The 21,404-nt window shown below is 55.1% G+C and carries 25 protein-coding genes and 1 other RNA gene; 20 read left to right on the top strand and 6 right to left on the bottom strand.

Features of this window, described 5'->3' with window-relative positions:
• Positions 1–33: 33 nt before the first annotated feature.
• From exuR to AC236I_RS03010, 10 genes are all read left to right on the top strand, one after another.
• Entirely contained in the window at positions 34–810 is a 777-nt protein-coding gene (gene exuR / locus AC236I_RS03055; protein WP_004867938.1) for a transcriptional regulator ExuR, read from the top strand.
• A gap of 336 nt (positions 811–1,146) precedes the next feature.
• Positions 1,147–1,809, top strand: coding sequence for a DedA family general envelope maintenance protein YqjA (gene yqjA / locus AC236I_RS03050; RefSeq protein ID WP_004867940.1), 663 nt, complete (start codon positions 1,147–1,149; stop codon positions 1,807–1,809).
• A gap of 2 nt (positions 1,810–1,811) precedes the next feature.
• Positions 1,812–2,195 carry an EnvZ/OmpR regulon moderator MzrA gene (gene mzrA, locus AC236I_RS03045; RefSeq protein WP_004867943.1) on the top strand — a complete coding sequence of 128 codons (384 nt, stop codon included), beginning with the start codon at positions 1,812–1,814 and terminating at the stop codon, positions 2,193–2,195.
• Between the two features lie 150 nt (positions 2,196–2,345).
• On the top strand, positions 2,346–2,714 hold the full coding sequence (locus tag AC236I_RS03040; protein ID WP_032690623.1) for a DUF1090 domain-containing protein: 369 nt from the start codon (positions 2,346–2,348) through the stop codon (positions 2,712–2,714).
• Positions 2,715–2,755: 41 nt separating this feature from the next.
• On the top strand, positions 2,756–3,061 hold the full coding sequence (locus tag AC236I_RS03035) for an ElaB/YgaM/YqjD family protein (RefSeq protein ID WP_004867946.1): 306 nt from the start codon (positions 2,756–2,758) through the stop codon (positions 3,059–3,061).
• Positions 3,062–3,063: 2 nt separating this feature from the next.
• Complete coding sequence (locus tag AC236I_RS03030) at positions 3,064–3,462, top strand: phage holin family protein (RefSeq protein WP_004867949.1); 399 nt, start codon at positions 3,064–3,066, stop codon at positions 3,460–3,462.
• Entirely contained in the window at positions 3,459–3,755 is a 297-nt protein-coding gene (locus AC236I_RS03025; RefSeq protein ID WP_004867953.1) for a YqjK-like family protein, read from the top strand. The genes AC236I_RS03030 and AC236I_RS03025 overlap by 4 nt, the downstream gene beginning before the upstream one ends.
• Before the next feature lie 311 nt (positions 3,756–4,066).
• Positions 4,067–4,459 (top strand): DoxX family protein, encoded by a 393-nt coding sequence (locus AC236I_RS03020; RefSeq protein ID WP_004867955.1) that lies wholly within the window; start codon positions 4,067–4,069, stop codon positions 4,457–4,459.
• A 77-nt stretch (positions 4,460–4,536) separates the two neighbouring features.
• Positions 4,537–5,523: a glutathione S-transferase family protein gene (locus AC236I_RS03015; protein WP_004867958.1), complete on the top strand. Its 987-nt coding sequence runs from the start codon at positions 4,537–4,539 to the stop codon at positions 5,521–5,523.
• Positions 5,524–5,650: 127 nt separating this feature from the next.
• Positions 5,651–6,019, top strand: a complete 369-nt coding sequence (locus tag AC236I_RS03010) for a DUF805 domain-containing protein (protein ID WP_004867959.1) — start codon at positions 5,651–5,653, stop codon at positions 6,017–6,019.
• A 38-nt stretch (positions 6,020–6,057) separates the two neighbouring features.
• On the opposite strand, the gene AC236I_RS03005 is transcribed toward AC236I_RS03010, so the two are convergent.
• Positions 6,058–6,954, bottom strand: coding sequence for a LysR family transcriptional regulator (locus AC236I_RS03005; protein WP_004867964.1), 897 nt, complete (start codon positions 6,952–6,954; stop codon positions 6,058–6,060).
• Positions 6,955–7,058: 104 nt separating this feature from the next.
• Here AC236I_RS03005 and AC236I_RS03000 point away from each other — a divergent pair, with 104 nt between their 5' ends.
• Positions 7,059–7,760, top strand: coding sequence for a pirin family protein (locus AC236I_RS03000; RefSeq protein WP_004867969.1), 702 nt, complete (start codon positions 7,059–7,061; stop codon positions 7,758–7,760).
• A gap of 24 nt (positions 7,761–7,784) precedes the next feature.
• Positions 7,785–7,952, top strand: coding sequence for a hypothetical protein (locus AC236I_RS02995; protein ID WP_004867972.1), 168 nt, complete (start codon positions 7,785–7,787; stop codon positions 7,950–7,952).
• Between the two features lie 433 nt (positions 7,953–8,385).
• Here the strand turns inward: AC236I_RS02995 and rnpB are convergent.
• The 4 genes from rnpB to garL all read right to left on the bottom strand — a co-directional run bounded on the left by rnpB (position 8,386) and on the right by garL (position 11,693).
• An RNA gene (gene rnpB, locus AC236I_RS02990) (RNase P RNA component class A) lies at positions 8,386–8,762 on the bottom strand.
• Between the two features lie 32 nt (positions 8,763–8,794).
• Positions 8,795–9,940, bottom strand: coding sequence for a glycerate 2-kinase (gene garK, locus AC236I_RS02985; RefSeq protein WP_004867976.1), 1,146 nt, complete (start codon positions 9,938–9,940; stop codon positions 8,795–8,797).
• 63 nt (positions 9,941–10,003) lie between these two features.
• Positions 10,004–10,894: a 2-hydroxy-3-oxopropionate reductase gene (garR, locus tag AC236I_RS02980; RefSeq protein ID WP_004867977.1), complete on the bottom strand. Its 891-nt coding sequence runs from the start codon at positions 10,892–10,894 to the stop codon at positions 10,004–10,006.
• A 28-nt stretch (positions 10,895–10,922) separates the two neighbouring features.
• Positions 10,923–11,693, bottom strand: coding sequence for a 2-dehydro-3-deoxyglucarate aldolase (gene garL, locus AC236I_RS02975; protein WP_004867979.1), 771 nt, complete (start codon positions 11,691–11,693; stop codon positions 10,923–10,925).
• A 511-nt stretch (positions 11,694–12,204) separates the two neighbouring features.
• Here garL and garD point away from each other — a divergent pair.
• The gene (gene garD / locus AC236I_RS02970) at positions 12,205–13,776 is read left to right on the top strand and encodes a galactarate dehydratase (RefSeq protein ID WP_438303327.1); all 1,572 of its coding nucleotides are present in this window, start codon (positions 12,205–12,207) and stop codon (positions 13,774–13,776) included.
• 65 nt (positions 13,777–13,841) lie between these two features.
• Here the strand turns inward: garD and AC236I_RS02965 are convergent, their stop codons facing one another.
• Positions 13,842–14,663 (bottom strand): DeoR family transcriptional regulator, encoded by an 822-nt coding sequence (locus AC236I_RS02965; RefSeq protein ID WP_004867990.1) that lies wholly within the window; start codon positions 14,661–14,663, stop codon positions 13,842–13,844.
• 238 nt (positions 14,664–14,901) lie between these two features.
• Here AC236I_RS02965 and kbaZ point away from each other — a divergent pair, with 238 nt between their 5' ends.
• From kbaZ to AC236I_RS02930, 7 genes are all read left to right on the top strand, one after another.
• Positions 14,902–16,209: a tagatose-bisphosphate aldolase subunit KbaZ gene (gene kbaZ / locus AC236I_RS02960; RefSeq protein ID WP_071984184.1), complete on the top strand. Its 1,308-nt coding sequence runs from the start codon at positions 14,902–14,904 to the stop codon at positions 16,207–16,209.
• Between the two features lie 19 nt (positions 16,210–16,228).
• Positions 16,229–16,702 carry a PTS N-acetylgalactosamine transporter subunit IIB gene (gene agaV / locus AC236I_RS02955; protein WP_015585677.1) on the top strand — a complete coding sequence of 158 codons (474 nt, stop codon included), beginning with the start codon at positions 16,229–16,231 and terminating at the stop codon, positions 16,700–16,702.
• Positions 16,703–16,712: 10 nt separating this feature from the next.
• Positions 16,713–17,492, top strand: a complete 780-nt coding sequence (gene agaW, locus AC236I_RS02950; RefSeq protein WP_015585676.1) for a PTS N-acetylgalactosamine transporter subunit IIC — start codon at positions 16,713–16,715, stop codon at positions 17,490–17,492.
• Positions 17,482–18,360: a PTS N-acetylgalactosamine transporter subunit IID gene (gene agaE, locus AC236I_RS02945; RefSeq protein WP_015585675.1), complete on the top strand. Its 879-nt coding sequence runs from the start codon at positions 17,482–17,484 to the stop codon at positions 18,358–18,360. The genes agaW and agaE overlap by 11 nt, the downstream gene beginning before the upstream one ends.
• 17 nt (positions 18,361–18,377) lie before the next feature.
• Positions 18,378–18,812 (top strand): PTS galactosamine/N-acetylgalactosamine transporter subunit IIA, encoded by a 435-nt coding sequence (agaF, locus tag AC236I_RS02940; RefSeq protein WP_015585674.1) that lies wholly within the window; start codon positions 18,378–18,380, stop codon positions 18,810–18,812.
• Positions 18,809–19,942: an N-acetylglucosamine-6-phosphate deacetylase gene (gene nagA, locus AC236I_RS02935; protein WP_065907118.1), complete on the top strand. Its 1,134-nt coding sequence runs from the start codon at positions 18,809–18,811 to the stop codon at positions 19,940–19,942. Before agaF ends, nagA begins: the two co-directional genes overlap by 4 nt.
• A gap of 299 nt (positions 19,943–20,241) precedes the next feature.
• Positions 20,242–21,399, top strand: coding sequence for an AgaS family sugar isomerase (locus tag AC236I_RS02930; protein WP_048023316.1), 1,158 nt, complete (start codon positions 20,242–20,244; stop codon positions 21,397–21,399).
• Positions 21,400–21,404: the final 5 nt, after the last annotated feature.

The following is a 21,404-nucleotide window of genomic DNA, read 5'->3' as shown; positions in this document are numbered from 1 at the left end:
ATCCAATATTGTCGCCATCTTCCGGGAGCGAATATGGAAATCACAGAACCGCGTCGTTTGTATCAGCAGCTTGCTGCCGAGCTGAAGGCGCGTATTGAGCAAGGTGTTTACCTTGTGGGCGATAAGCTGCCTGCAGAGCGGTTTATCGCCGATGAAAAGAGCGTCAGCCGCACCGTGGTTCGCGAAGCCATTATCATGCTGGAAGTGGAAGGCTATGTGGAAGTGCGTAAAGGCTCTGGCATCCACGTCATCTCCAACCATCCGAAGTATCAGCAGGTGGTTGATGAAACGCTGGAGTTCGCCAGCTACGGCCCCTTTGAACTGCTGCAGGCGCGTCAGCTTATTGAAAGCAATATTGCCGAGTTCGCCGCCACCCAGGTGACCAAGCAGGACATCATGAAGCTGATGGAGATCCAGGAGAAGGCGCGTAAAGAGAAATGCTTCCGCGATTCGGAATGGGATCTTCAGTTTCATGTCCAGGTAGCTCTGGCGACGCAAAATACGGCGTTAGCCGCTATTGTTGAAAAAATGTGGACCCAGCGCGTGCATAACCCGTACTGGAAAAAGCTCCATGACCATATCGACCTGCGCACCGTGGATAACTGGTGTGACGATCATGACCAAATTCTGAAAGCGCTGATTCGCAAAGATCCGCACGCGGCGAAACTGGCCATGTGGCAGCATCTGGAGAACACTAAGCTGATGTTGTTCAACGAGACCAGCGACGATTTTGAATTCAATGCCGACCGCTATCTGTTTGCAGAAAATCCGGTCGTTCACCTCGATACCGCGGCCAATGGCGCAAAATAAGCGGTTATCTTCATTTCAGGCAGGCTGTCAGCGCCTGCCCGCAAACCCGCCAGGGTAAGCAAACATCTATAGTGTCAGCCTGTGTAAAGAGACTCGCCTCCCGCCACCGCAATCAGCAAAATCAACGAGCAACCGACTGCAATTTTTCTGACGTAAACTCAGCGATTTTGTTACAATTAGATGCATTTTGACGTTCTGAAGTAGGCTTGCGTTGATTTCACTTTTAACAGGGAACCGTTCAGAACGCACCAACAGCGACCATAATCTCATAAGAATCTATGTCGCAATACACGCTGCGTTCAGACATACCGTTAACCGATGTACCAGGAATCGTGAATGGAACTATTAACCCAATTGTTGAATGCTTTATGGAGCCAGGATTACGAGACCCTCGCGAATCCCTCCATGATTGGCATGCTTTACTTTGTCTTATTTATGATTTTGTTCCTTGAAAACGGCCTGCTTCCCGCCGCCTTTTTACCCGGCGACAGCCTGCTGGTGCTGGTCGGCGTTCTGATAGCCAAAGGGGCGATGGGTTTTCCCGAAACCCTGCTTCTGCTGACGACGGCAGCCAGCCTGGGTTGCTGGCTCAGCTACATTCAGGGCCGCTGGCTCGGCAATACGCGAATTGTGCAAAACTGGCTTTCACATTTGCCCTCCCACTACCACCAGCGCGCACATCACCTGTTTCATAAGCACGGGCTCTCCGCCTTGTTGATGGGCCGCTTTATTGCCTTCGTTCGTACGCTGCTGCCGACCATTGCCGGACTTTCGGGTCTGAACAATGCCCGCTTCCAGTTCTTTAACTGGATGAGCGGCCTGCTGTGGGTTTTGATTCTGACTTCCCTGGGTTACCTGCTGGGTAAAACCCCGGTATTCCTCAAATATGAGGATCAGCTGATGTCCTGCCTGATGCTGCTGCCGGTTGTGCTGCTGGTGTTTGGCTTAATCGGCTCGTTAGTTGTCCTGTGGAAGAAAAAATACAGAAGCCGGAGCTGATAATGGCCATAAAAAGCCTCTCCCGACGCCGGATTAGCTGGCTGCTGGGCGGTTCTGTTTTTTTGTGCGCGCTGTTCTGGCTATGGCTGGCGGTGCAGCAACAGGAATCAACCCTGACTATCCATCCTGTCTCCCAGGGCGTTGGCATGCCTGACGGTTTTTCCGTCTGGCATCATCTCGACGCAAACGGCATTCGTTTTAAAAGTATCACCCCGCAAAAAGACGGCCTGTTAATCAAATTTGATTCCAGCGCCCAGGGTATCGCCGCGAAAGAAGTGCTGGGCCGCGCCCTGCCACATGGTTATATTATTGCTTTGCTGGAGGAAGAAAATACGCCGACAGCATGGCTCTCCCGTCTGCGCGATGCGCCACACAGGTTGGGATAACTAGCCAAAATTCTGAATATTTTCACGCAGTTTGGTGGTTTCCCGTTTTCCTGACTATGCTTAAGACTGCGGGAGCCACCGGGCTGACGTTTATCGACTGGATCGGGCATATCTCCCGGGTATGCCCTCACACAATGGAAGGTAGCATCCATGAAATACCGCATCGCTTTGATTCTGGTTTTGACTTCGCTGAGCTCCAGCGCCTTTGCCATCTCCCCCTGTCAGGAAAAAGAGCAGGATATCCAGCGGGAGATTAGCTACGCCGAAAAACATCACAACCAGAACCGGATTGATGGTTTGAACAAAGCGCTTCGTGAAGTCAGAGCGAACTGCAGCGACGGTAAGCTCAAAGCCGAACATCAGCAAAAAATCGCAAAACAACGCGAGGAAATTACCGAGCGTCAGCGCGATTTGAAGGAAGCTGAGCAGAAAGGCGATGCCGATAAAATCAGCAAGCGCCAACGCAAGCTTGATGAAGCGCAGCACGAGCTGAAAACGCTTGAGTCGCGTGATTACTAATAAGCCACACTTTACATGGACCCACTCTACAGGAGAGAAAGATGCCTAAAGACAACGTTGCAGACGATCTGCGTGCAGAACTGAAGACGCTGGCTGATACCCTGGAAGAAGTGCTTAACTCCTCCACGGATAAGTCAAAAGAAGAGATTGGCAAACTGCGTAGCAAAGCAGAGAGCGCACTGAAAGAGAGCCGCGTCCGGCTCGGTGAAACCAGCGATGCCATCGTCAGACAAACGCGTGAAACCGCCGCCCGCGCCGACGAGTACGTCCGTGAAAATCCGTGGACCGGTGTAGGTATTGGCGCAGCCGTCGGGCTGGTGCTGGGTGTCCTGCTGACGCGTCGTTAATTATGGCGGATTCTCAACACACGCAGGGGCCGGGAAAGAGCGTTTTCGGTATCGGCCAGCGGATCATTACGCTGCTGGTTGAAATGGTCGAAACGCGCCTGCGCCTGGTGGTCGTGGAGCTGGAAGAAGAGAAGGCGAACCTCTTCCAGCTGTTTTTGATGCTGGGGCTGACGCTGCTGTTTGCCGCCTTTGGCCTGATGAGCCTGCTGGTTCTGATTATCTGGGCCATCGATCCCCAGTATCGGCTGTACGTAATGATTGCGACCACCGCTGTGCTGCTGCTCAGCTCGTTAATCGGCGGTATCTGGACGCTGCGCAAAGCCCGCCGTTCGACTTTCCTGCGCTTGACGCGCAAAGAGCTGGCTGAAGACCGCGCTCTGCTGGAGGACGAACGCCTATGAACAGCAAACAGCAACGCGAGCAGCGGAAAGCGCTGCTGCTGCGCCAGATCCAACAGCAGCGGCTGGATTTAATCGCCAGCCGTCGCGACTGGCTCGAAGCGACCGCCCCGTTCGACCGCGGCTGGCTGACCCTCCAGCATCTTCGCTCCTGGGCGGTGGTCGGCAGCGGTATCATGGCAGTATGGTCCGTTCGTCACCCGCGCTTTTTACTGCGCTGGACTAAACGCGGCTTCGGTCTCTGGAGCGCCTGGCGCATGGCAAAACGCCTGCTGCGCCAGACATCCTCCCTCTAAACACCCTGCCCGTCACACCTCCGCCATCCCTGTTTTCCTTGTTCCGGGGCGTAAACGCCTCGTAACTGGCGCCGCTCTTCGTCACCACTCCAGCCGCCGACGGCGGCGTTGAGCTCTGCTCGTGGCCCTTGTCAGGTCGCGTTTACCGATCGCGATCACTCAGAATCTTTGATGAAGATCTACAGTTTTCCTTGCTAACAATTCCTTTCGAGCCTCGCTAATATTCTCTCCATCGACAGCAACCCCGCGTAACTACGCAGGATTGCACCAAAAAACAAAATCGCCGCCCTTTGGGTTTTCTGGAGTAAGAAATGAAAAAATTAGAAGATGTTGGTGTACTGGTAGCACGCATTCTGATGCCAATCCTGTTTATCACTGCAGGTTGGGGAAAAATCACCGGTTATGCGGGTACTCAACAATATATGGAAGCCATGGGCGTACCGGGCGCATTACTGCCGTTAACCATTCTGCTGGAGTTCGGCGGCGGTCTGGCGATTCTGTTCGGTTTCCTGACACGTACTACCGCGCTGTTCACCGCAGGCTTCACCCTGCTGACCGCGTTCCTGTTCCACAGCAACTTTGCTGAAGGCGTGAACTCGCTGATGTTCATGAAAAACCTGACCATCGCAGGCGGTTTCCTGCTGCTGGCCATCACCGGTCCGGGCGCATTCAGCATCGACCGCGTGCTGAATAAAAAGTGGTAAGCACACTATACTGAGTGAAGAACAAAGCGAGGAGATATCTCCTCGCTTTTGCTATCTGAAGTCTGAAGGAGGAAAAAATGGGACAATTAATCGACGGCGTCTGGCACGATACCTGGTATGACACCAAATCCACCGGAGGGCGTTTCAAGCGTTCCGTTTCAGCCTTCCGCAACTGGCTGACCGCCGATGGCGCACCGGGCCCCTCCGGCGACGGCGGCTTTGCTGCAGAAAAAGATCGCTATCATCTGTACGTATCCCTCGCCTGCCCGTGGGCGCACCGCACGTTAATTCTGCGCAAGCTCAAAGGTCTGGATCCTTTTCTTTCCGTCTCGGTGGTTCACCCCCTGATGCTGGAAAACGGCTGGACTTTCGACGACGATTTTCCCGAGGCGACCGGCGATACGCTGTATCAACATGAATTTCTCTATCAGCTCTACCTGCACGCCGATCCGCACTACACCGGACGCGTCACGGTGCCGGTTCTGTGGGATAAAAAGCAGCATACGATCGTCAGTAATGAGTCGGCTGAAATCATCCGCATGTTCAATACCGCCTTTGACGGACTGGGCGCCACCGCCGGCGATTACTACCCGCCCGCGCTGCGCGAAAATATCGATGCGCTGAACGGTTGGATCTACGACAACGTCAATAACGGCGTCTATAAAGCCGGGTTCGCCACCAGCCAGCAGGCCTATGATGAGGCTGTCGATGCGGTGTTCACCTCGCTGGAGCGCCTGGAACAAATTCTGGGCCAGCATCGCTATCTGACGGGTAGCCAGCTGACCGAGGCCGATATTCGTCTGTGGACAACCCTCGTGCGTTTCGACCCGGTCTACGTGACCCACTTTAAGTGCGACAAACGCCGTATCAGCGACTACCCCAATCTGTATGGTTTCCTGCGCGATATCTACCAGATGCCGGGTATTGCGGAGACGGTGAATTTTGCCCACATCCGCCACCACTACTATCGCAGCCATAAAACGATTAACCCAACCGGGATTATCTCCGTCGGTCCTCAGCAGGATCTCACCGAGCCGCACGGCCGGGACCTTCTGTTCCGCTAACCTGCCGGGCGCCCTTCCCGGCGCCCGATATTTTCAGATCCGGCATATTTACCCGTCTGCTATTCGCGTCTATTCTTATTGCGATCGCTTTAAAAACAAGTGATTGACCGTTAATCGAGGCGTAAAAATGGACTGGTATTTAAAAGTACTGAGAAACTACATTGGATTTGGCGGCCGCGCACGCCGCAAAGAGTACTGGATGTTTATTCTGGTCAACATCATCCTGACCGGCGTACTGAGCATCATCGATAAAATGCTGGGATGGCAGCGCGCAGGAGGTGAAGGCATCCTGACGACGATTTATGGCGTGTTGGTCTTTTTGCCGTGGTGGGCGGTGCAGTTTCGCCGTTTACACGATACGGATCGCTCGGCGTGGTGGCTGTTGCTGATGCTGATTCCGGTTATTGGCTGGCTGATCATTCTGCTCTTCAATTGCCAGAACGGCACGCCTGGGAACAACCGTTTCGGGCCGGATCCCAAATCCCTGTCATCGTGAATGATGCGCTCCTCCCGCGGAAGGAGCGCATAGCGGATTTACTTCCCGGCAAACAGCTTAGGGATCTCCCGCAGACACCATGATTTCGCTTCGCCCATACTGTCGCGGCGCCACGCCATAATGATGTCAATTTCATTGGTATATTCCGGGCTGACAACCCGTAAGCGCCCTTCGGCGATGTCTTTCTCGACCAGCGGATAGGGCATCGTCGCCACCCCCAGTCCCGCCAGCAGAGCCTGACGTTTATCTTCAATAGTACTGACCGTTAAGCGCGGCTGTTTGTCGAGCAGCTGTACCGTCAGAACCGGACGCTCGCGGGCGGTATCTGCCACCGCCACGCCGCGATATTTTACCCGCGTCACTTCGGAAAGCGGCTCCGGCTCCTGGTGAATGGGGTGATCCGGCGCAGCAACATAGACGTTCAGCACCGAATAGAGTTTGCGGGAGTTAATCTCCGATGAGGAACGAAAATGCATATCAGGGGCGACAACGATATCCGCACGTCCCTGCTCCAGCCGCTCCCACGCGCCGGCCAGCACTTCGGTAAGCACCGACAGCTGGGTATTCGATTTGGTCGCCAGCTTCTCAATCAGCGGAAAGAAGTCCTGGGTTGGTACCAGGGCTTCGGTCACGATGGTCAGATGCGTTTCCCAGCCGCGCGAAAGCGCTTCGGCATCGGTGGTGAGCTTATCGGCCGCTTCCAGCAGCACGCGCCCGCGCTCCAGCAGCATCCGCCCAACGTTGGTGAATTTTGTCCGATGACCTGAGCGGTCAAACAGCACTACATCCAGTTCCTCTTCCAGCTTTTGCATGGTGTAGCTGAGGGCTGAGGGCACCCGTCCGAGTTCGTCGGCCGCAGCAGCAAAGCTCCCACGCCTGTCGATAGCGTCCATTACGCGTAACGCTTCCAGCGTCAATGCTCTCTCTTTAGCCATAGCACTCTCATTCAGGAAATTTGAATATACCGGGCAGAATATCTGGCTAACAATACAGCGTCCATACCTTTACCATTGATTTAGTGTAAAGAGAGGTCAAGAAAATGATTACTACCCGAACAGCCAAACAATGCGGACAAGCAGATTTCGGCTGGCTGCAGGCCCGCTACACCTTTTCCTTTGGACACTACTTTGACCCTAAACTGTTAGGCTACGCCTCTTTGCGCGTGCTCAACCAGGAAGTTCTGGCACCCGGCGCGTCGTTTCAACCGCGTACCTACCCGAAAGTCGATATCCTGAACCTGATTCTGGAAGGGGAAGCGGAATATCGTGACAGTGATGGCAACCATGTGCAGGCAAAGGCCGGCGAAGCGCTGCTGATATCCACTCAACCAGGGGTGAGTTACAGCGAGCACAATTTGAGTAAAGACGGTTCGCTGACGCGGATGCAGCTGTGGCTGGATGCCTGTCCGCAGCGGGAAAATCCGCTGCTGCAGAAAATGGCTATCGCTGGTAGCGGGCAACAGCTGCTCGCTTCACCTGACGGCGCGCACAACAGTTTACAGCTGCGTCAGCAGGTCTGGATCCACCATCTCGATCTCGCCAAAGGCGAGCGGGTTGATGTCCAGCTACACGGGCCGCGCGCCTACCTGCAATCGATTCATGGAACGGTGCATGCCGTCGCCCATGAAGAAGCAAAACAGGCCCTGACCTGCGGTGACGGGGCATTTATTCGTGACGAAGCTAACATTACCCTTGTTGCCGACACGCCATTGCGCGCTTTACTGATAGATTTACCGGTGTAATAACGGGAGTCATGGAGTCTGTCAGTGAGTAAGCATAAGAAGAAAGCAAAGAAAGCCGTATCGTCGCCCGAGCCGCTGTTAACGGAGCCAACGAAGGCCGTAAGTTTTGGCTATGAAGAGATGCTAAGCGAACTGGAAGCAATTGTTTCAGAAGCCGAAATTCGGATTCAGGACGAAGAAAACACCGCCTGAACGGCCACCTTCGGAAATAGCAAAACGCCCTGCTTAGCTTATCCTGCGCAGGGCGTTTTTGCATGATTGACGCTGACCGATAAGCCGCTTTCTTGTCATTGAGAGCGGAGTGGACTGTCATTCATCGTCTTCTGCCGCATATCGCAAAACGCCCATACAGATTGCGCTGTATGGGCGTTTTTGAATGAGTTGATGCTGACCGATAAGCCGCTTTCTTTTCATTGAGAGCGGAGTGGACAGTCATTCATCGTCTTCTGCCGCATATCGCAAAACGCCCATACAGATTGCGCTGTATGGGCGTTTTTGAATGAGTTGACGCTGACCGATAAGCCGCTTTCTTTTCATTGAGAGCGGAGTGGACAGTCATTCATCGTCTTCTGCCCCATATCGCAAAACGCCCATACAGATTGCGCTGTATGGGCGTTTTTGAATGAGTTGAAGCTGACCGATAAGCCGGGTTCTGTCGTGGACAGTCATTCATCTAGGCCAGCAATCGCTCACTGGCTCAAGCAGCCTACCCGGGTTCAGTACGGGCCGTACCTTGTGAACCCCTATTTGGCCTTGCTCCGGGTGGAGTTTACCGTGCCACGAACTGTTACCAGTCGCGCGGTGCGCTCTTACCGCACCCTTTCACCCTTACCTGATCCCGCTTGCGCGGGCCATCGGCGGTTTGCTCTCTGTTGCACTGGTCGTGGGTTTCCCCCCCAGGCGTTACCTGGCACCCTGCCCTATGGAGCCCGGACTTTCCTCCCCTCCGCCCGTCTCCCCCGAAGAGGACGACGACGAAGCGGCGACTGTCTGGTCAGCTTCGGCGCGAAGTATAAAAGGTTTACCGTCGGTTGTCATCCTTCCATCACAATCCCGACCTGCAAAGTCGCGGCAACATTCCGTGAAGCGCGATAAATATTGTCCGAAGCACCGCGGAAGGCCTCCTCCAGGCTCGTGATAGTGGTCAGCACGCTGAACACCGCGTCGATACCATACTGATGTACCACGCCGACATCGCGGGCCAGGCTGCCGGCAATACCAATCACCGGCTTACGGTATTTTTTCGCCACGCTCGCGACGCCGACCGGGACCTTACCGCTAATGCTTTGACTGTCGAGCCTTCCTTCACCGGTCACCACCAGCGAACAGTCAAGAATATGCTCTTCCAGATTCAGCGCCTGGGTCACAATCTCGATACCGCTACGTAATTCAGCATTCAGAAATGCCATCAGCGCCGCCCCCATGCCACCTGCGGCACCGGCTCCGGCGACCTCTTTGACATCGACACGCAGAGTTCGCTTAATCACATCCGCATAGTGCTCAAGATTACGATCCAGCTCGAGGATCATCGCTTCCGTCGCCCCTTTTTGCGGGCCGAAAATCCACGAAGCGCCCGTCTCGCCAGTCAGTGGGTTAGAGACATCGCAGGCCACGTGAATTGAACACTCCTGCAACCGAACATCCAGTGCGGACAGGTCAATCGAATTCAGGCAGGCAAGGCTGCCACCGCCGTCACCAATATCAACGCCGTTCGCGTCGCGAAGCCGCGCGCCCAGCGCCTGCACCATCCCTGCGCCACCGTCGTTGGTTGCACTGCCGCCAATACCAATAATGATCTTTCTCGCCCCATGCTCCAGCGCCTGCAAAATCAGCTCACCGGTACCACGCGAGGTCGTCAACAGCGGATTGCGCTGCGCGGGAGGCACCAGCCCCAGCCCGCTGGCCGCCGCCATTTCAATAAACGCGGTTTGACCATCCCCGGAAAGCCCCCAGCAGGCATCAACCGGCACACCCAGCGGCCCCGTCACACAAGCGCTCATTTTGGTTCCCTGTGTCGCGGCGATCATCGCCTCAACGGTCCCTTCTCCGCCATCGGCGAGAGGGACCTTCACATAGAGCGCATCGGGGAAAATCTCCCGAAAACCTTTTTCTATAGCCTGTGCAACCTCAGTGGCCGAGAGGCTTTCTTTATATGAGTCTGGGGCGATTACGATTTTCATAGTTATTAGCCTGACAGTGCCGCGCAAGGCAAGAATTACAGGGCGCTATCCGCGCCCTTCTTGTTAGCGAGTGACTTCCACTTTCGCCAGTTTTTCGTAGTAGCACGCAAGCGCGCTGTGGTCGGCGGTACCCAGACCGTCAGCGCGCAGCGCCTGCATCATCTCCATCACCGCCGCGGTCAGCGGCAGCTGCGCCCCCACGCCGTGGGACGTATCCAGCGCATTCGCCAGATCTTTGATATGCAAATCGATACGGAAGCCCGGTTTAAAGTTGCGATCCATCACCATCGGCGCTTTGGCATCCAGTACGGTGCTGCCGGCCAGACCGCCGCGGATTGCCTGATACACCAGATCCGGGTTCACACCTGCTTTGGTCGCCAGGGTCAATGCTTCAGACATGGCCGCAATATTCAGCGCCACGATCACCTGGTTGGCCAGCTTGGTCACGTTGCCCGCACCGATATCGCCGGTATGCACGACAGAACCCGCCATCGCTTTCAGCAGGTCATAATATTGGTCAAAAATCGCTTTATCACCGCCAACCATGACCGACAAAGTACCGTCAATGGCCTTCGGCTCGCCGCCGCTGACCGGCGCATCCAGCATATTTACGCCTTTCGCCTTTAGCGCATCGCTGATTTCGCGGCTCGCCAGCGGAGCAATGGAGCTCATATCAATCAGCACGGTGCCCGGCTTCGCCCCTTCAATAATGCCGCCTTCGCCCAGCGCCACCTCTTTCACATGCGGAGAGTTCGGCAGCATGGTGATGATCACCTCACACTGTTCAGCTATCGCTTTCGCCGAAGCGGCGGTTTCAGCGCCTGCGGCAATCACTTCTGCGATGGCTTCCGGATTACGATCGGCAACCACCAGCGAGTAACCCGCTTTGAGGAGGTTTTTACTCATGGGTTTACCCATGATGCCAAGGCCAATAAAACCAACTTTCATTGTCATGTCTTTATCTCTCTTGTTCCGGTGGCGGTTATTTCTTAAAGGAATCAGCCAGTTTCTGCGTGGCGGAGCGGAATACGCCCAGATCGCTGCCGACGGCGACAAAGGTCGCGCCCCATTCCAGATAACGACGCGCATCCGCTTCTACCGGCGCCAGAATACCGCTCGGCTTGCCGTGCTTTTTCGCGCTCGCAAAGATGTGCTGGATAGCCTGCTGGACCTGCGGGTGAGAGGCGTTGCCCAGATGTCCCAGCGCGGCGGCCAGGTCGCTTGGGCCGACAAAAATACCGTCAACGCCCGCAGTCGCGGCAATCGCATCGACATTATCCACCCCCTGCTGGCTTTCAATTTGTACCAGGAGGGTGATGTTTTGGTTCGACTGCGCGAAGTAATCCGGCACCGTGCCAAACATGTTGGCGCGGTGCGACACGGAAACGCCGCGAATTCCTTCTGGCGGATAGCGCGTGGCGGCGACAGCGTCGAGCGCTTCCTTTTCGCTTTCCACAAACGGGATCAAAAAGTTATAGAAACCAATATCCAGCAGGCGCTTAATGATCACCGGCTCGTTAGTCGGTACGCGCACAACCGGCGCGCTGACGCTGCCTTTCAGCGCCATCAACTGGGGGATAAAGGTGGAGATATCGTTCGGCGCATGTTCGCCGTCCAGCACCAGCCAGTCGAAACCGGCCAGGCCTAATACTTCTGTCGTGATGGGGCTGGCCAGGGCGGACCAGCAACCAATTTGAATCTGATGCGCCGCCAGGGCCGCCTTAAATTTGTTCGGGAAGATATCGTTATTCATCACTTATACCTTGTCACTCAACCGTTAATTATTTCTGCAGTTACACATATTGAATGTGGTCGACAATAAACGGATAGCCAATCATTGCTATCAGGCCGAACATTCAATGAAGATTAGCGCTGCGTTGAATAAGCGCATTGCACTTCATTTATTTATTTTTGGTGTGCCTCTTAATTGTTTATAAACCGATATCAGAAGCACTCGATTTACTCATCTGGCGCATAGCAAGCATGACTCAGTATAATCAGCTGGCGGTCATAGAACACCGTGCAAAAAACCCATAAAATAGAATAAATAATCATTATAATTGTGCATACGCCATAATCAGTGGGCGCTGATGCACAGTTCCAGTGTTTTCCCTTGGCAGCGGTTTTGCTCCCGCGACAATGAGTGACTGGGATCACACATCCAAATCAAAACACCTGACATTCTTTGCCGAAGAAATTCGTTCATCAGAAACTGAATAGCCGTTTTATTTTATTATTCGCACCTTGCTGGAGAATACTGGACAATGGCCGACATTGAAATCAGACAGGAATCGCCGACGGCGTTTTATATAAAAGTACACCAAACGGATAATGTAGCGATTATTGTTAACGATCGAGGTTTAAAAGCCGGAACGCGTTTCCCTGACGGACTGACGCTCATCGAACATATCCCGCAAGGTCACAAAGTAGCATTGATTGATATTCCTGTACGCGGTGAAATCATCCGCTATGGCGAAGTCATTGGCTACGCGGTGCGCGACATCCCGCAGGGTAGCTGGATTGACGAATCGCTGGTTGAACTGCCGAAAGCGCCGCCGCTGAACACGCTACCGCTGGCAAACAAAGTTCCGGAGCCTCTGCCTGCGCTGACCGGTTACACCTTTGAAGGGTATCGCAACGCCGATGGCAGCGTCGGCACCAGAAACCTGCTCGGTATCACTACCAGCGTGCACTGCGTCGCGGGAGTCGTCGACTATGTGGTGAAAATTATTGAACGAGACCTGCTGCCGAAATACCCGAATGTCGACGGTGTGGTCGGTCTCAACCACCTGTATGGCTGCGGCGTGGCGATCAACGCCCCGGCCGCCGTGATCCCTATTCGCACGATCCATAATCTGGCGCTAAACCCCAATTTCGGCGGTGAAGTCATGGTGGTTGGGCTCGGCTGTGAAAAGCTCCAGCCGGAACGCCTGCTCCAGGGCACCGAAGATGTTCAGCCCATCGCCGTCGACAGCGCCAGTATCATCCGCCTGCAGGATGAACAGCATGTCGGGTTCCAGTCAATGGTTGACGATATTTTGCAGGTAGCGGAACGGCATCTGACAAAACTGAATGCCCGCCAGCGTGAAACCTGTCCGGCCTCAGAGCTGGTGGTGGGCATGCAGTGCGGCGGCAGCGATGCCTTTTCCGGCGTGACCGCCAATCCGGCGGTGGGCTACGCTTCCGATCTGCTGGTCCGCTGCGGCGCCACCGTCATGTTCTCTGAGGTCACTGAGGTTCGCGATGCTATCCATCTGCTGACGCCGCGGGCGATCAACGAAGAAGTGGGTAAGCGTCTGCTCGAAGAGATGGCCTGGTACGATAACTACCTCGATTCAGGTCAAACCGATCGCAGCGCCAATCCCTCCCCCGGTAATAAGAAGGGCGGCCTGGCGAACGTAGTGGAAAAGGCGCTGGGTTCGATCGCCAAATCCGGCAAGAGCGCGATTGCCGAGGTCCTCTCACCAGGCCAGCGCCCAACCAAACGCGGCCTGATCTTTGCGGCTACCCCGGCCAGCGACTTTGTCTGCGGCACTCAGCAGGTTGCTTCGGGGATTACGGTTCAGGTGTTTACAACCGGGCGCGGCACGCCGTATGGTCTGGTCGCCGTGCCGGTCATCAAGATGGCAACCCGCACCGAGCTGGCAAACCGCTGGTATGACTTAATGGATATCAACGCCGGGACTATCGCCACCGGCGAAGAGACGATTGAAGAGGTTGGCCAGAAGCTGTTCGGGTTTATTCTTGATGTCGCCAGCGGCCGTAAGAAAACCTTCTCCGATCGGTGGGGCCTGTATAATCAGCTGGCGGTCTTTAACCCGGCGCCGGTGACCTGATTGCCCCTCGGGCGGCACGGTGCCAGCCGCCTGACCGCAGACCCTCTCCCCCTCGGGAAGGGGGTCTATGCCGCGTCCTGGCGCTTCACCAGTCGCACATCAATCCCGCTCTTGCGCAGCCCTTCCAGACTTTCCGTCGGAATGCCTTCATCGACAATAATCATATCAATGCGTTGCGTATCGATGATCTTATGCAGACTCGAACGATTAAATTTGGTGGAATCGGTGACGACGATAATGCGTTCCGCCACTTCACACATCCGCCGGTTCAGGCGGGCTTCATCTTCATTGTGGGTACTCACACCGCGATCGAGGTCGATGGCGTCGACGCCGAGAAAAAGCATATCGAAGTGGTAATTCAGTAAAGACTGCTCGGCCTGATCGCCATAAAACGACTGCGACTGACGGCGCAGATGTCCCCCGGTCATTAACAGTTCCACCCCTTCAGCATCCAGCAGCGCATTCGCCACATTCATCCCATTGGTCATCGCAATAATGTCCGTATGTTGATGCAACAGACGGGCGATTTCATAGGTGGTGGTCCCGGAATCGAGAATAATACGATGCCCCGGTTGAATCAGTTCTACCGCCGCCCGCGCGATGCTGCGCTTCACCGCGGTATTGAGCGAACTTTTATCTTCCACCGACGGTTCGGGAGCCGGCATTGTCCCGTCGCAGATCAGCGCGCCGCCGTAAGCGCGAACCGCAATACCTTGTTTTTCAAGGAAGGCCAGATCGTTGCGAATCGTCACCGTCGAGACACCGTATAAAAGAGAAAGATCGTTCACCTGCACGCTTCCCTGCTGCCGTAAGCGCTGGATAATCTGCTCACGCCTTTCACTGGTGCCGCTGATGCGCTTATCTGCAGAAGAGTCGGTACCGCTCATAAGTATTCCTTTCATCAAATCTTTCGTTTCATTTCGTTTGGTCTATTAACACCTTTCTTTTAACGGAATGCAAGCCCCATAAAGGCAGAGAGCAGCGCAACGCCCCTCGCTGAAACCTTTCATTATGTTTCTTTTGTGAAACAGATCGGAAAACTATTATCTTTCGTTTTATTTTTACATCACCATGATGCAGTATTAAATGAAACAAAACGAAAGATTAATCTCATTACCATCCGAAATGGAGAGGAAAGTGAAACATCTGACAAAAATGGTGGCGCAGCATAAACAAGGTAGAGGCAACGGTATTTATGCCGTCTGTTCCGCCCATCCACTGGTACTTGAGGCCGCCATTCGTTACGCCCGGGCGCAGCAAACCCCGTTACTGATTGAAGCCACATCCAATCAGGTCGATCAGTTCGGCGGTTATACCGGCATGACGCCGGCCGATTTCCGCGGTTTTGTCCACCAGCTCGCCGACTCGCTCGATTTTCCCCAATCACAGCTGATCCTCGGCGGCGATCACCTTGGGCCCAACCGCTGGCAAACCCTGCCTGCCGCCCAGGCGATGGCGAATGCCGATGATTTAATAAAAAGCTACGTCGCCGCCGGTTTTAAGAAGATCCACCTCGATTGCAGTATGTCCTGCGAAGGTGATCCGCTGCCGTTAACCGATGACATCGTCGCTGAACGCGCCGCGCGCCTGGCCGCGGTGGCGGAAGAGACCTGCCGTGAACGTTTCGGTGAATCTGACCTGGTCTACGTCATCGGCACCGAAGTCCCCGTCCCAGGCGGGGCTCATGAAACCCTGACCGAGCTACAGGTTACGACGCCTGATGCCGCGCGTGCGACGCTGGAAGCACATCGACATGCCTTTGAGCTACGCGGGCTGACCCACATCTGGCCACGTATCATCGGATTAGTGGTCCAGCCTGGCGTCGAATTCGATCACACGCATATTATCGACTATCAACCCCAGCAAGCCGAAGCGCTTAGCGCCATGGTTGAAGACTATGACGCGCTGGTCTTTGAAGCCCACTCGACCGATTACCAGACGCCGCAGGCGCTGCGGCAGCTGGTTAAAGATCACTTTGCTATTTTGAAGGTTGGCCCGGCGCTCACCTTCGCCCTGCGTGAAGCGCTGTTCTCACTGGCGGCAATAGAGGAGGAGCTGCTGCCTGCGAAGGCCTGCTCCGGGCTGCGTCAGGTGCTGGAAAACGTGATGCTCGATCGCCCGGAATACTGGCAAAACCACTATCACGGCGATGGTCATGCGCGACGTCTGGCGCGAGGCTATAGCTATTCAGACCGCGTGCGCTACTACTGGCCGGATCGGCAAATCGATGAGGCGTTTGCCCGCCTGGTGCGTAATCTCGCGGACTGGCCGCTCCCGCTGCCGCTCCTCAGTCAGTATATGCCGCTGCAGTACATCAAAGTTCGCGAGGGCGATCTCAAGGCGGAGCCGCGAGAACTCATCCTCGATCACATTCAGGACATACTGCAGCAGTACCACGCCGCCTGTGTGGGCGTTACGTCCCATAACGCATAACAACGAAGAGGAAAACGCGATGCCAAACATTGTCTTAAGCCGTATTGATGAACGTTTGATCCACGGTCAGGTAGGTGTCCAGTGGGTCGGATTTGCGGGAGCAAACCTGGTACTGGTGGCCAATGATGAGGTTGCTGAAGACCCGGTGCAGCAAAACCTGATGGAAATGGTCCTGGCAGAAGGGATCGCCGTACGCTTCTGGTCACTGCAAAAGGTTATCGACAATATCCACCGCGCCGCCGATCGACAAAAGATTCTACTGGTCTGCAAAACGCCAGCAGATTTCTTACGCCTGGTCGAAGGCGGCGTTCCCGTCACACGTATCAACGTAGGCAATATGCACTACGCCAATGGCAAACAACACATTGCCAAAACGGTTTCTGTAGACGCTGACGATATTGCGGCGTTTAACGGCCTGAAGGCCGCCGGGGTGGAATGCTTTGTTCAGGGCGTTCCGACAGAACCCGCTTTGGATCTCTTTAAACTACTCTGAGGGATTCATAATGGAAATCAGTCTGTTGCAGGCATTTGCGTTGGGCATTCTGGCCTTTATTGCGGGCCTGGATATGTTCAATGGTTTGACACATATGCACCGTCCGGTGGTGCTCGGCCCGCTGGTTGGCCTGATTCTGGGCGATCTGCATACCGGCATTTTAACCGGCGGTACGCTGGAACTGGTCTGGATGGGGCTGGCACCGCTGGCCGGCGCTCAGCCGCCAAACGTGATTATCGGTACCATCGTCGGCACCACCTTTGCCATTACTACCGGCGTGAAACCTGACGTTGCCGTCGGTGTCGCCGTGCCCTTCGCCGTCGCAGTACAAATGGGGATCACCTTCCTGTTCTCGGTGATGTCAGGGGTGATGTCTCGCTGCGACCGTATGGCAGCGAATGCTGATACCCGCGGTATTGAACGGGTTAACTATCTGGCGCTGCTGGCGCTGGGGATTTTCTATTTTCTCTGTGCTTTTCTGCCGATCTATTTCGGCGCGGAACATGCGAAAACGGCCATTGATGTTCTGCCTGAGCGCCTGATTGACGGTCTCGGCGTGGCTGGCGGCATTATGCCTGCTATCGGCTTCGCTGTTCTGCTGAAAATCATGATGAAAAACGTCTATATCCCCTATTTTATCATCGGTTTTGTCGCCGCTGCCTGGCTGAAGCTACCGGTGCTGGCCATTGCCGCCGCGGCGCTGGCAATGGCGTTAATAGACCTGCTGCGTAAATCTCCTGAACCGACTGCTTCTGCGGCACAGAAAGAGGAATTCGAAGATGGCATCTAATCAAACCACTCTGCCAGGCGTCTCCGCTCCTGAAGAGACGTTGCTTTCCGGCGTGAATGAAAACGTCTACGAAGACCAGAGTCTCGGTGCGGAGCTGACGAAAAAAGACATTAACCGCGTCGCCTGGCGGTCCATGCTTTTACAGGCCTCCTTCAACTATGAACGTATGCAGGCTTCAGGCTGGCTGTACGGTCTGCTGCCCGCGTTGAAAAAGATCCATACCAACCAACGCGACCTGGCACGAGCCATGAAAGGGCATATGGGGTTCTTCAACACCCATCCTTTTCTGGTGACTTTTGTTATCGGCATCATTCTCGCCATGGAACGTTCCAAGCAGGATGTCAACAGCATTCAGAGCACCAAAATTGCCGTGGGTGCCCCGCTCGGCGGGATTGGCGATGCAATGTTCTGGCTGACGCTACTGCCCATTTGCGGCGGGATTGGGGCCAGCCTCGCGCTACAAGGCTCTATCCTCGGCGCGGTGGTGTTTATTGTGCTGTTTAACGTGGTACATCTCGGATTGCGCTTTGGTCTTGCACACTACGCGTATCGTATGGGCGTGGCGGCGATCCCTTTGATTAAAGCCAATACCAAAAAAGTCGGACACGCGGCGTCTATTGTTGGCATGACGGTCATTGGCGCGCTGGTGGCCACCTATGTCCGTCTCAGCACTACGCTGGAGATCACCGCGGGTGATGCGGTGGTGAAACTGCAAACCGATGTCATCGATAAACTGATGCCGGCGTTTCTTCCACTGGTTTATACCCTGACCATGTTCTGGCTGGTGCGTCGCGGCTGGAGTCCGCTGCGCCTCATCGCGCTCACCGTTGTGCTGGGCGTTGTGGGTAAATTCTGCCACTTCCTGTAAAAACAAAGAGGTATTCGATGTTAGGCATTATTTTGACGGGGCATGGCGGCTTTGCCAGCGGTATGGAAATGGCGATGAAACAAATTCTGGGTGAACAATCGCAGTTTATTGCCATCGACTTTCCAGAAACCTCAACCACGGCCCTGCTGACTGCGCAGCTTGAGCAGGCAGTCAACGCACTGGATGCTCAGGACGATATCGTTTTTCTGACCGATCTCCTGGGGGGAACCCCCTTTCGCGTAGCCTCGACGCTGGCAATGCAAAAAACCGGGCGCGAGGTGATTACCGGCACGAATTTGCAGCTACTGCTTGAAATGGTGCTGGAACGCGAGGGGCTGAACAGCGAGGCGTTTCGCCTGCAGGCGCTGGAATGCGGGCATCGCGGGTTAACCAGCCTGGTCGATGAACTGGCGCGCTGTCGCGAAGAAAAACCGGTTGAGGAAGGAATATGACGCAAATTCTGCGTGCCAGACGCTTGCTAACCGAGCAGGGCTGGCTTGCCGATCATCAGCTTCGGATGGAAGCGGGCGTTATCACCGCCATCGAGCCCGTTCCGGTTGGCGTCACCGCGCGCGATGCCGATCTGCTTTGCCCGGCCTACATCGATACGCATGTCCACGGCGGCGCGGGTATTGATGTGATGGACGAGGCACCGGAAGCACTCGACAGGCTGGCGATGTATAAAACTCGCGAGGGAGTGGGGGCCTGGCTCCCGACTACCGTCACCGCGCCGTTGCAGGCCATCCACGATGCGCTGGAACGTATCGCCCGGCGCACGCTTTCCGGCGGCCCCGGCGCCCTGGTATTGGGGAGCTATCTTGAAGGCCCCTACTTTACGCCAGAAAATAAAGGCGCCCATCCACCCGAGTTGTTCCGTGAACTGGATATCGCCGAGCTGGATACGTTGATTACTCGCTCCCGGCAAACGCTGCGGGTCGTGGCCCTGGCACCGGAAAAACCGGATGCCATACGGGCTATTCGCCATCTTAAACAGCAGGGTATCCGCGTCATGCTGGGCCATAGCGCTGCCACCTATGCACAGACCCGAGCGGCGTTTACCGCAGGCGCTGACGGGCTGGTGCATTGCTACAACGGCATGAGCGGATTACATCATCGGGAGCCTGGCATGGTCGGTGCCGGGTTAACCACCCGGCATACATGGCTGGAACTTATCGCCGATGGTCATCATGTCCATCCTGCCGCCATGCAGCTGTGTTGCAGCTGTGCCAGAGAGAGGCTGGTCCTGATCACCGATGCGATGCAGGCAGCCGGCATGCCGGATGGCCACTATTCGTTGTGCGGCGAAGAGGTAGAAATGCGTAAGGGCATCGTACGTACCGCTTCCGGTGGCCTCGCGGGCAGCACGCTCTCTCTTGATGCCGCCGTTCGCAACATGGTTGAACAAGCAGGGGCCACGCCAGAACAGGCCATTCATATGGCATCGCTCCACCCTGCTCGTCTGTTGGGTATCGACGATCGGCTGGGATCGCTGCGGGCGGGAAAATACGCCAACGTTATTGCGCTGGATGACAGCCTGCAGCTGCAAAAAATCTGGATTCAGGGACAGGCTCTCTCCCTTTAATCCTTTCGTTATGTATCACATTGGCCTTCGGCGTTGTACCGAAAGGCCTTTTCCTTTCTTTCTGAAATAACGCCAGTCTGACAATAAAAACACGTAATTTATTGTTTATCAGTCACATAAAAACATCATAACTTCAAAGATCACAGTTTTCGTTTTATTTCTAATTTCTTCCATTGAACTTTCGATTTCTTTCATATAGATTTTATCTAACTGATTACATGAATAAGTGAAACGAAACGAAAGATAGCGACATTTTTGCCAGCGTCTGATGTGGAATTCACACGACTAAGGACTGAGTTATGCCTGAAACCTATACCGCCGCCTTTGCCTCGACTGGCACCTGGACTGAAGCAGAGATTCGTCAACAGCCCTCCTGCTGGCTTCGCTCACTCAACAACATCGACAATAATCGTGCAACGATCGACAGCTTCCTCGCCCCGCTGCTGCGCAAAAACGATCTGCGGATTGTCCTGACTGGTGCTGGCACCTCCGCCTTTATCGGCGAGATCATCGCGCCCTGGCTGTCGCGCCAGAGCGGAAAAAATATCAGCGCGATCCCAACGACGGACCTGGTCACCAACCCCATGGACTATTTTAACGCCGCACATCCGCTGCTGCTGGTCTCCTTTGCCCGCTCCGGCAATAGCCCGGAGAGCGTCGCCGCCGTTGAGCTGGCCAATCAGTTCGTACCGGAATGCTACCACCTGTCGATTACCTGTAATGAAGCCGGCAGCCTGTACCAAAATGCGGTGAACCGCGATAACGCCTTTGCGCTATTGATGCCGGCAGAAACACATGACCGCGGCTTCGCAATGACCAGCAGTATCACCACCATGATGGCAAGCTGCCTTGCGGTATTCGCGCCGGAGACGATCAACAGCAAAACCTTCCGTGACGTAGCGGATCGTTGCCAAACGATCCTCACGTCGCTGGGTGATTTTAGCGATGGGGTGTTTGGTTATGAGCCGTGGAAACGGATCGTCTATCTTGGCAGCGGCGGATTACAGGGCGCGGCTCGTGAATCGGCCCTCAAGGTCCTGGAGCTGACCGCCGGTAAGCTGGCGGCGTTTTATGACTCCCCAGTCGGCTTTCGCCACGGACCTAAATCGCTGGTGGATAATGAAACGCTGGTGGTGGTGATGGTGTCCAGCCATCCCTATACCCGCCAGTACGATCTCGATCTACTGGCCGAGCTGCGTCGCGACAACCAGGCCATGCGCGTGGTAGCAATAGCGGCCGAAAGCGACGCCGCCGTCGAAGCCGGCCCACACATCCTGTTACCGTCTTCTTCCCGCACCTTTAGCGATGTCGAGCAGGCGTTCTGCTTCCTGATGTATGCCCAGACGTTTGCGCTCGCACAATCTATCCGCGTTGGTAATACCCCGGATACCCCTTCCGCCAGCGGTACGGTTAACCGCGTGGTGCAAGGTGTTGTCATTCACCCCTGGAATGCTTGAGAGGA

The sequence above is a fragment of the Klebsiella sp. Sb-30 genome (genome assembly GCF_057652795.1).
This window is presented reverse-complemented; position numbering and strand designations above follow the sequence as displayed.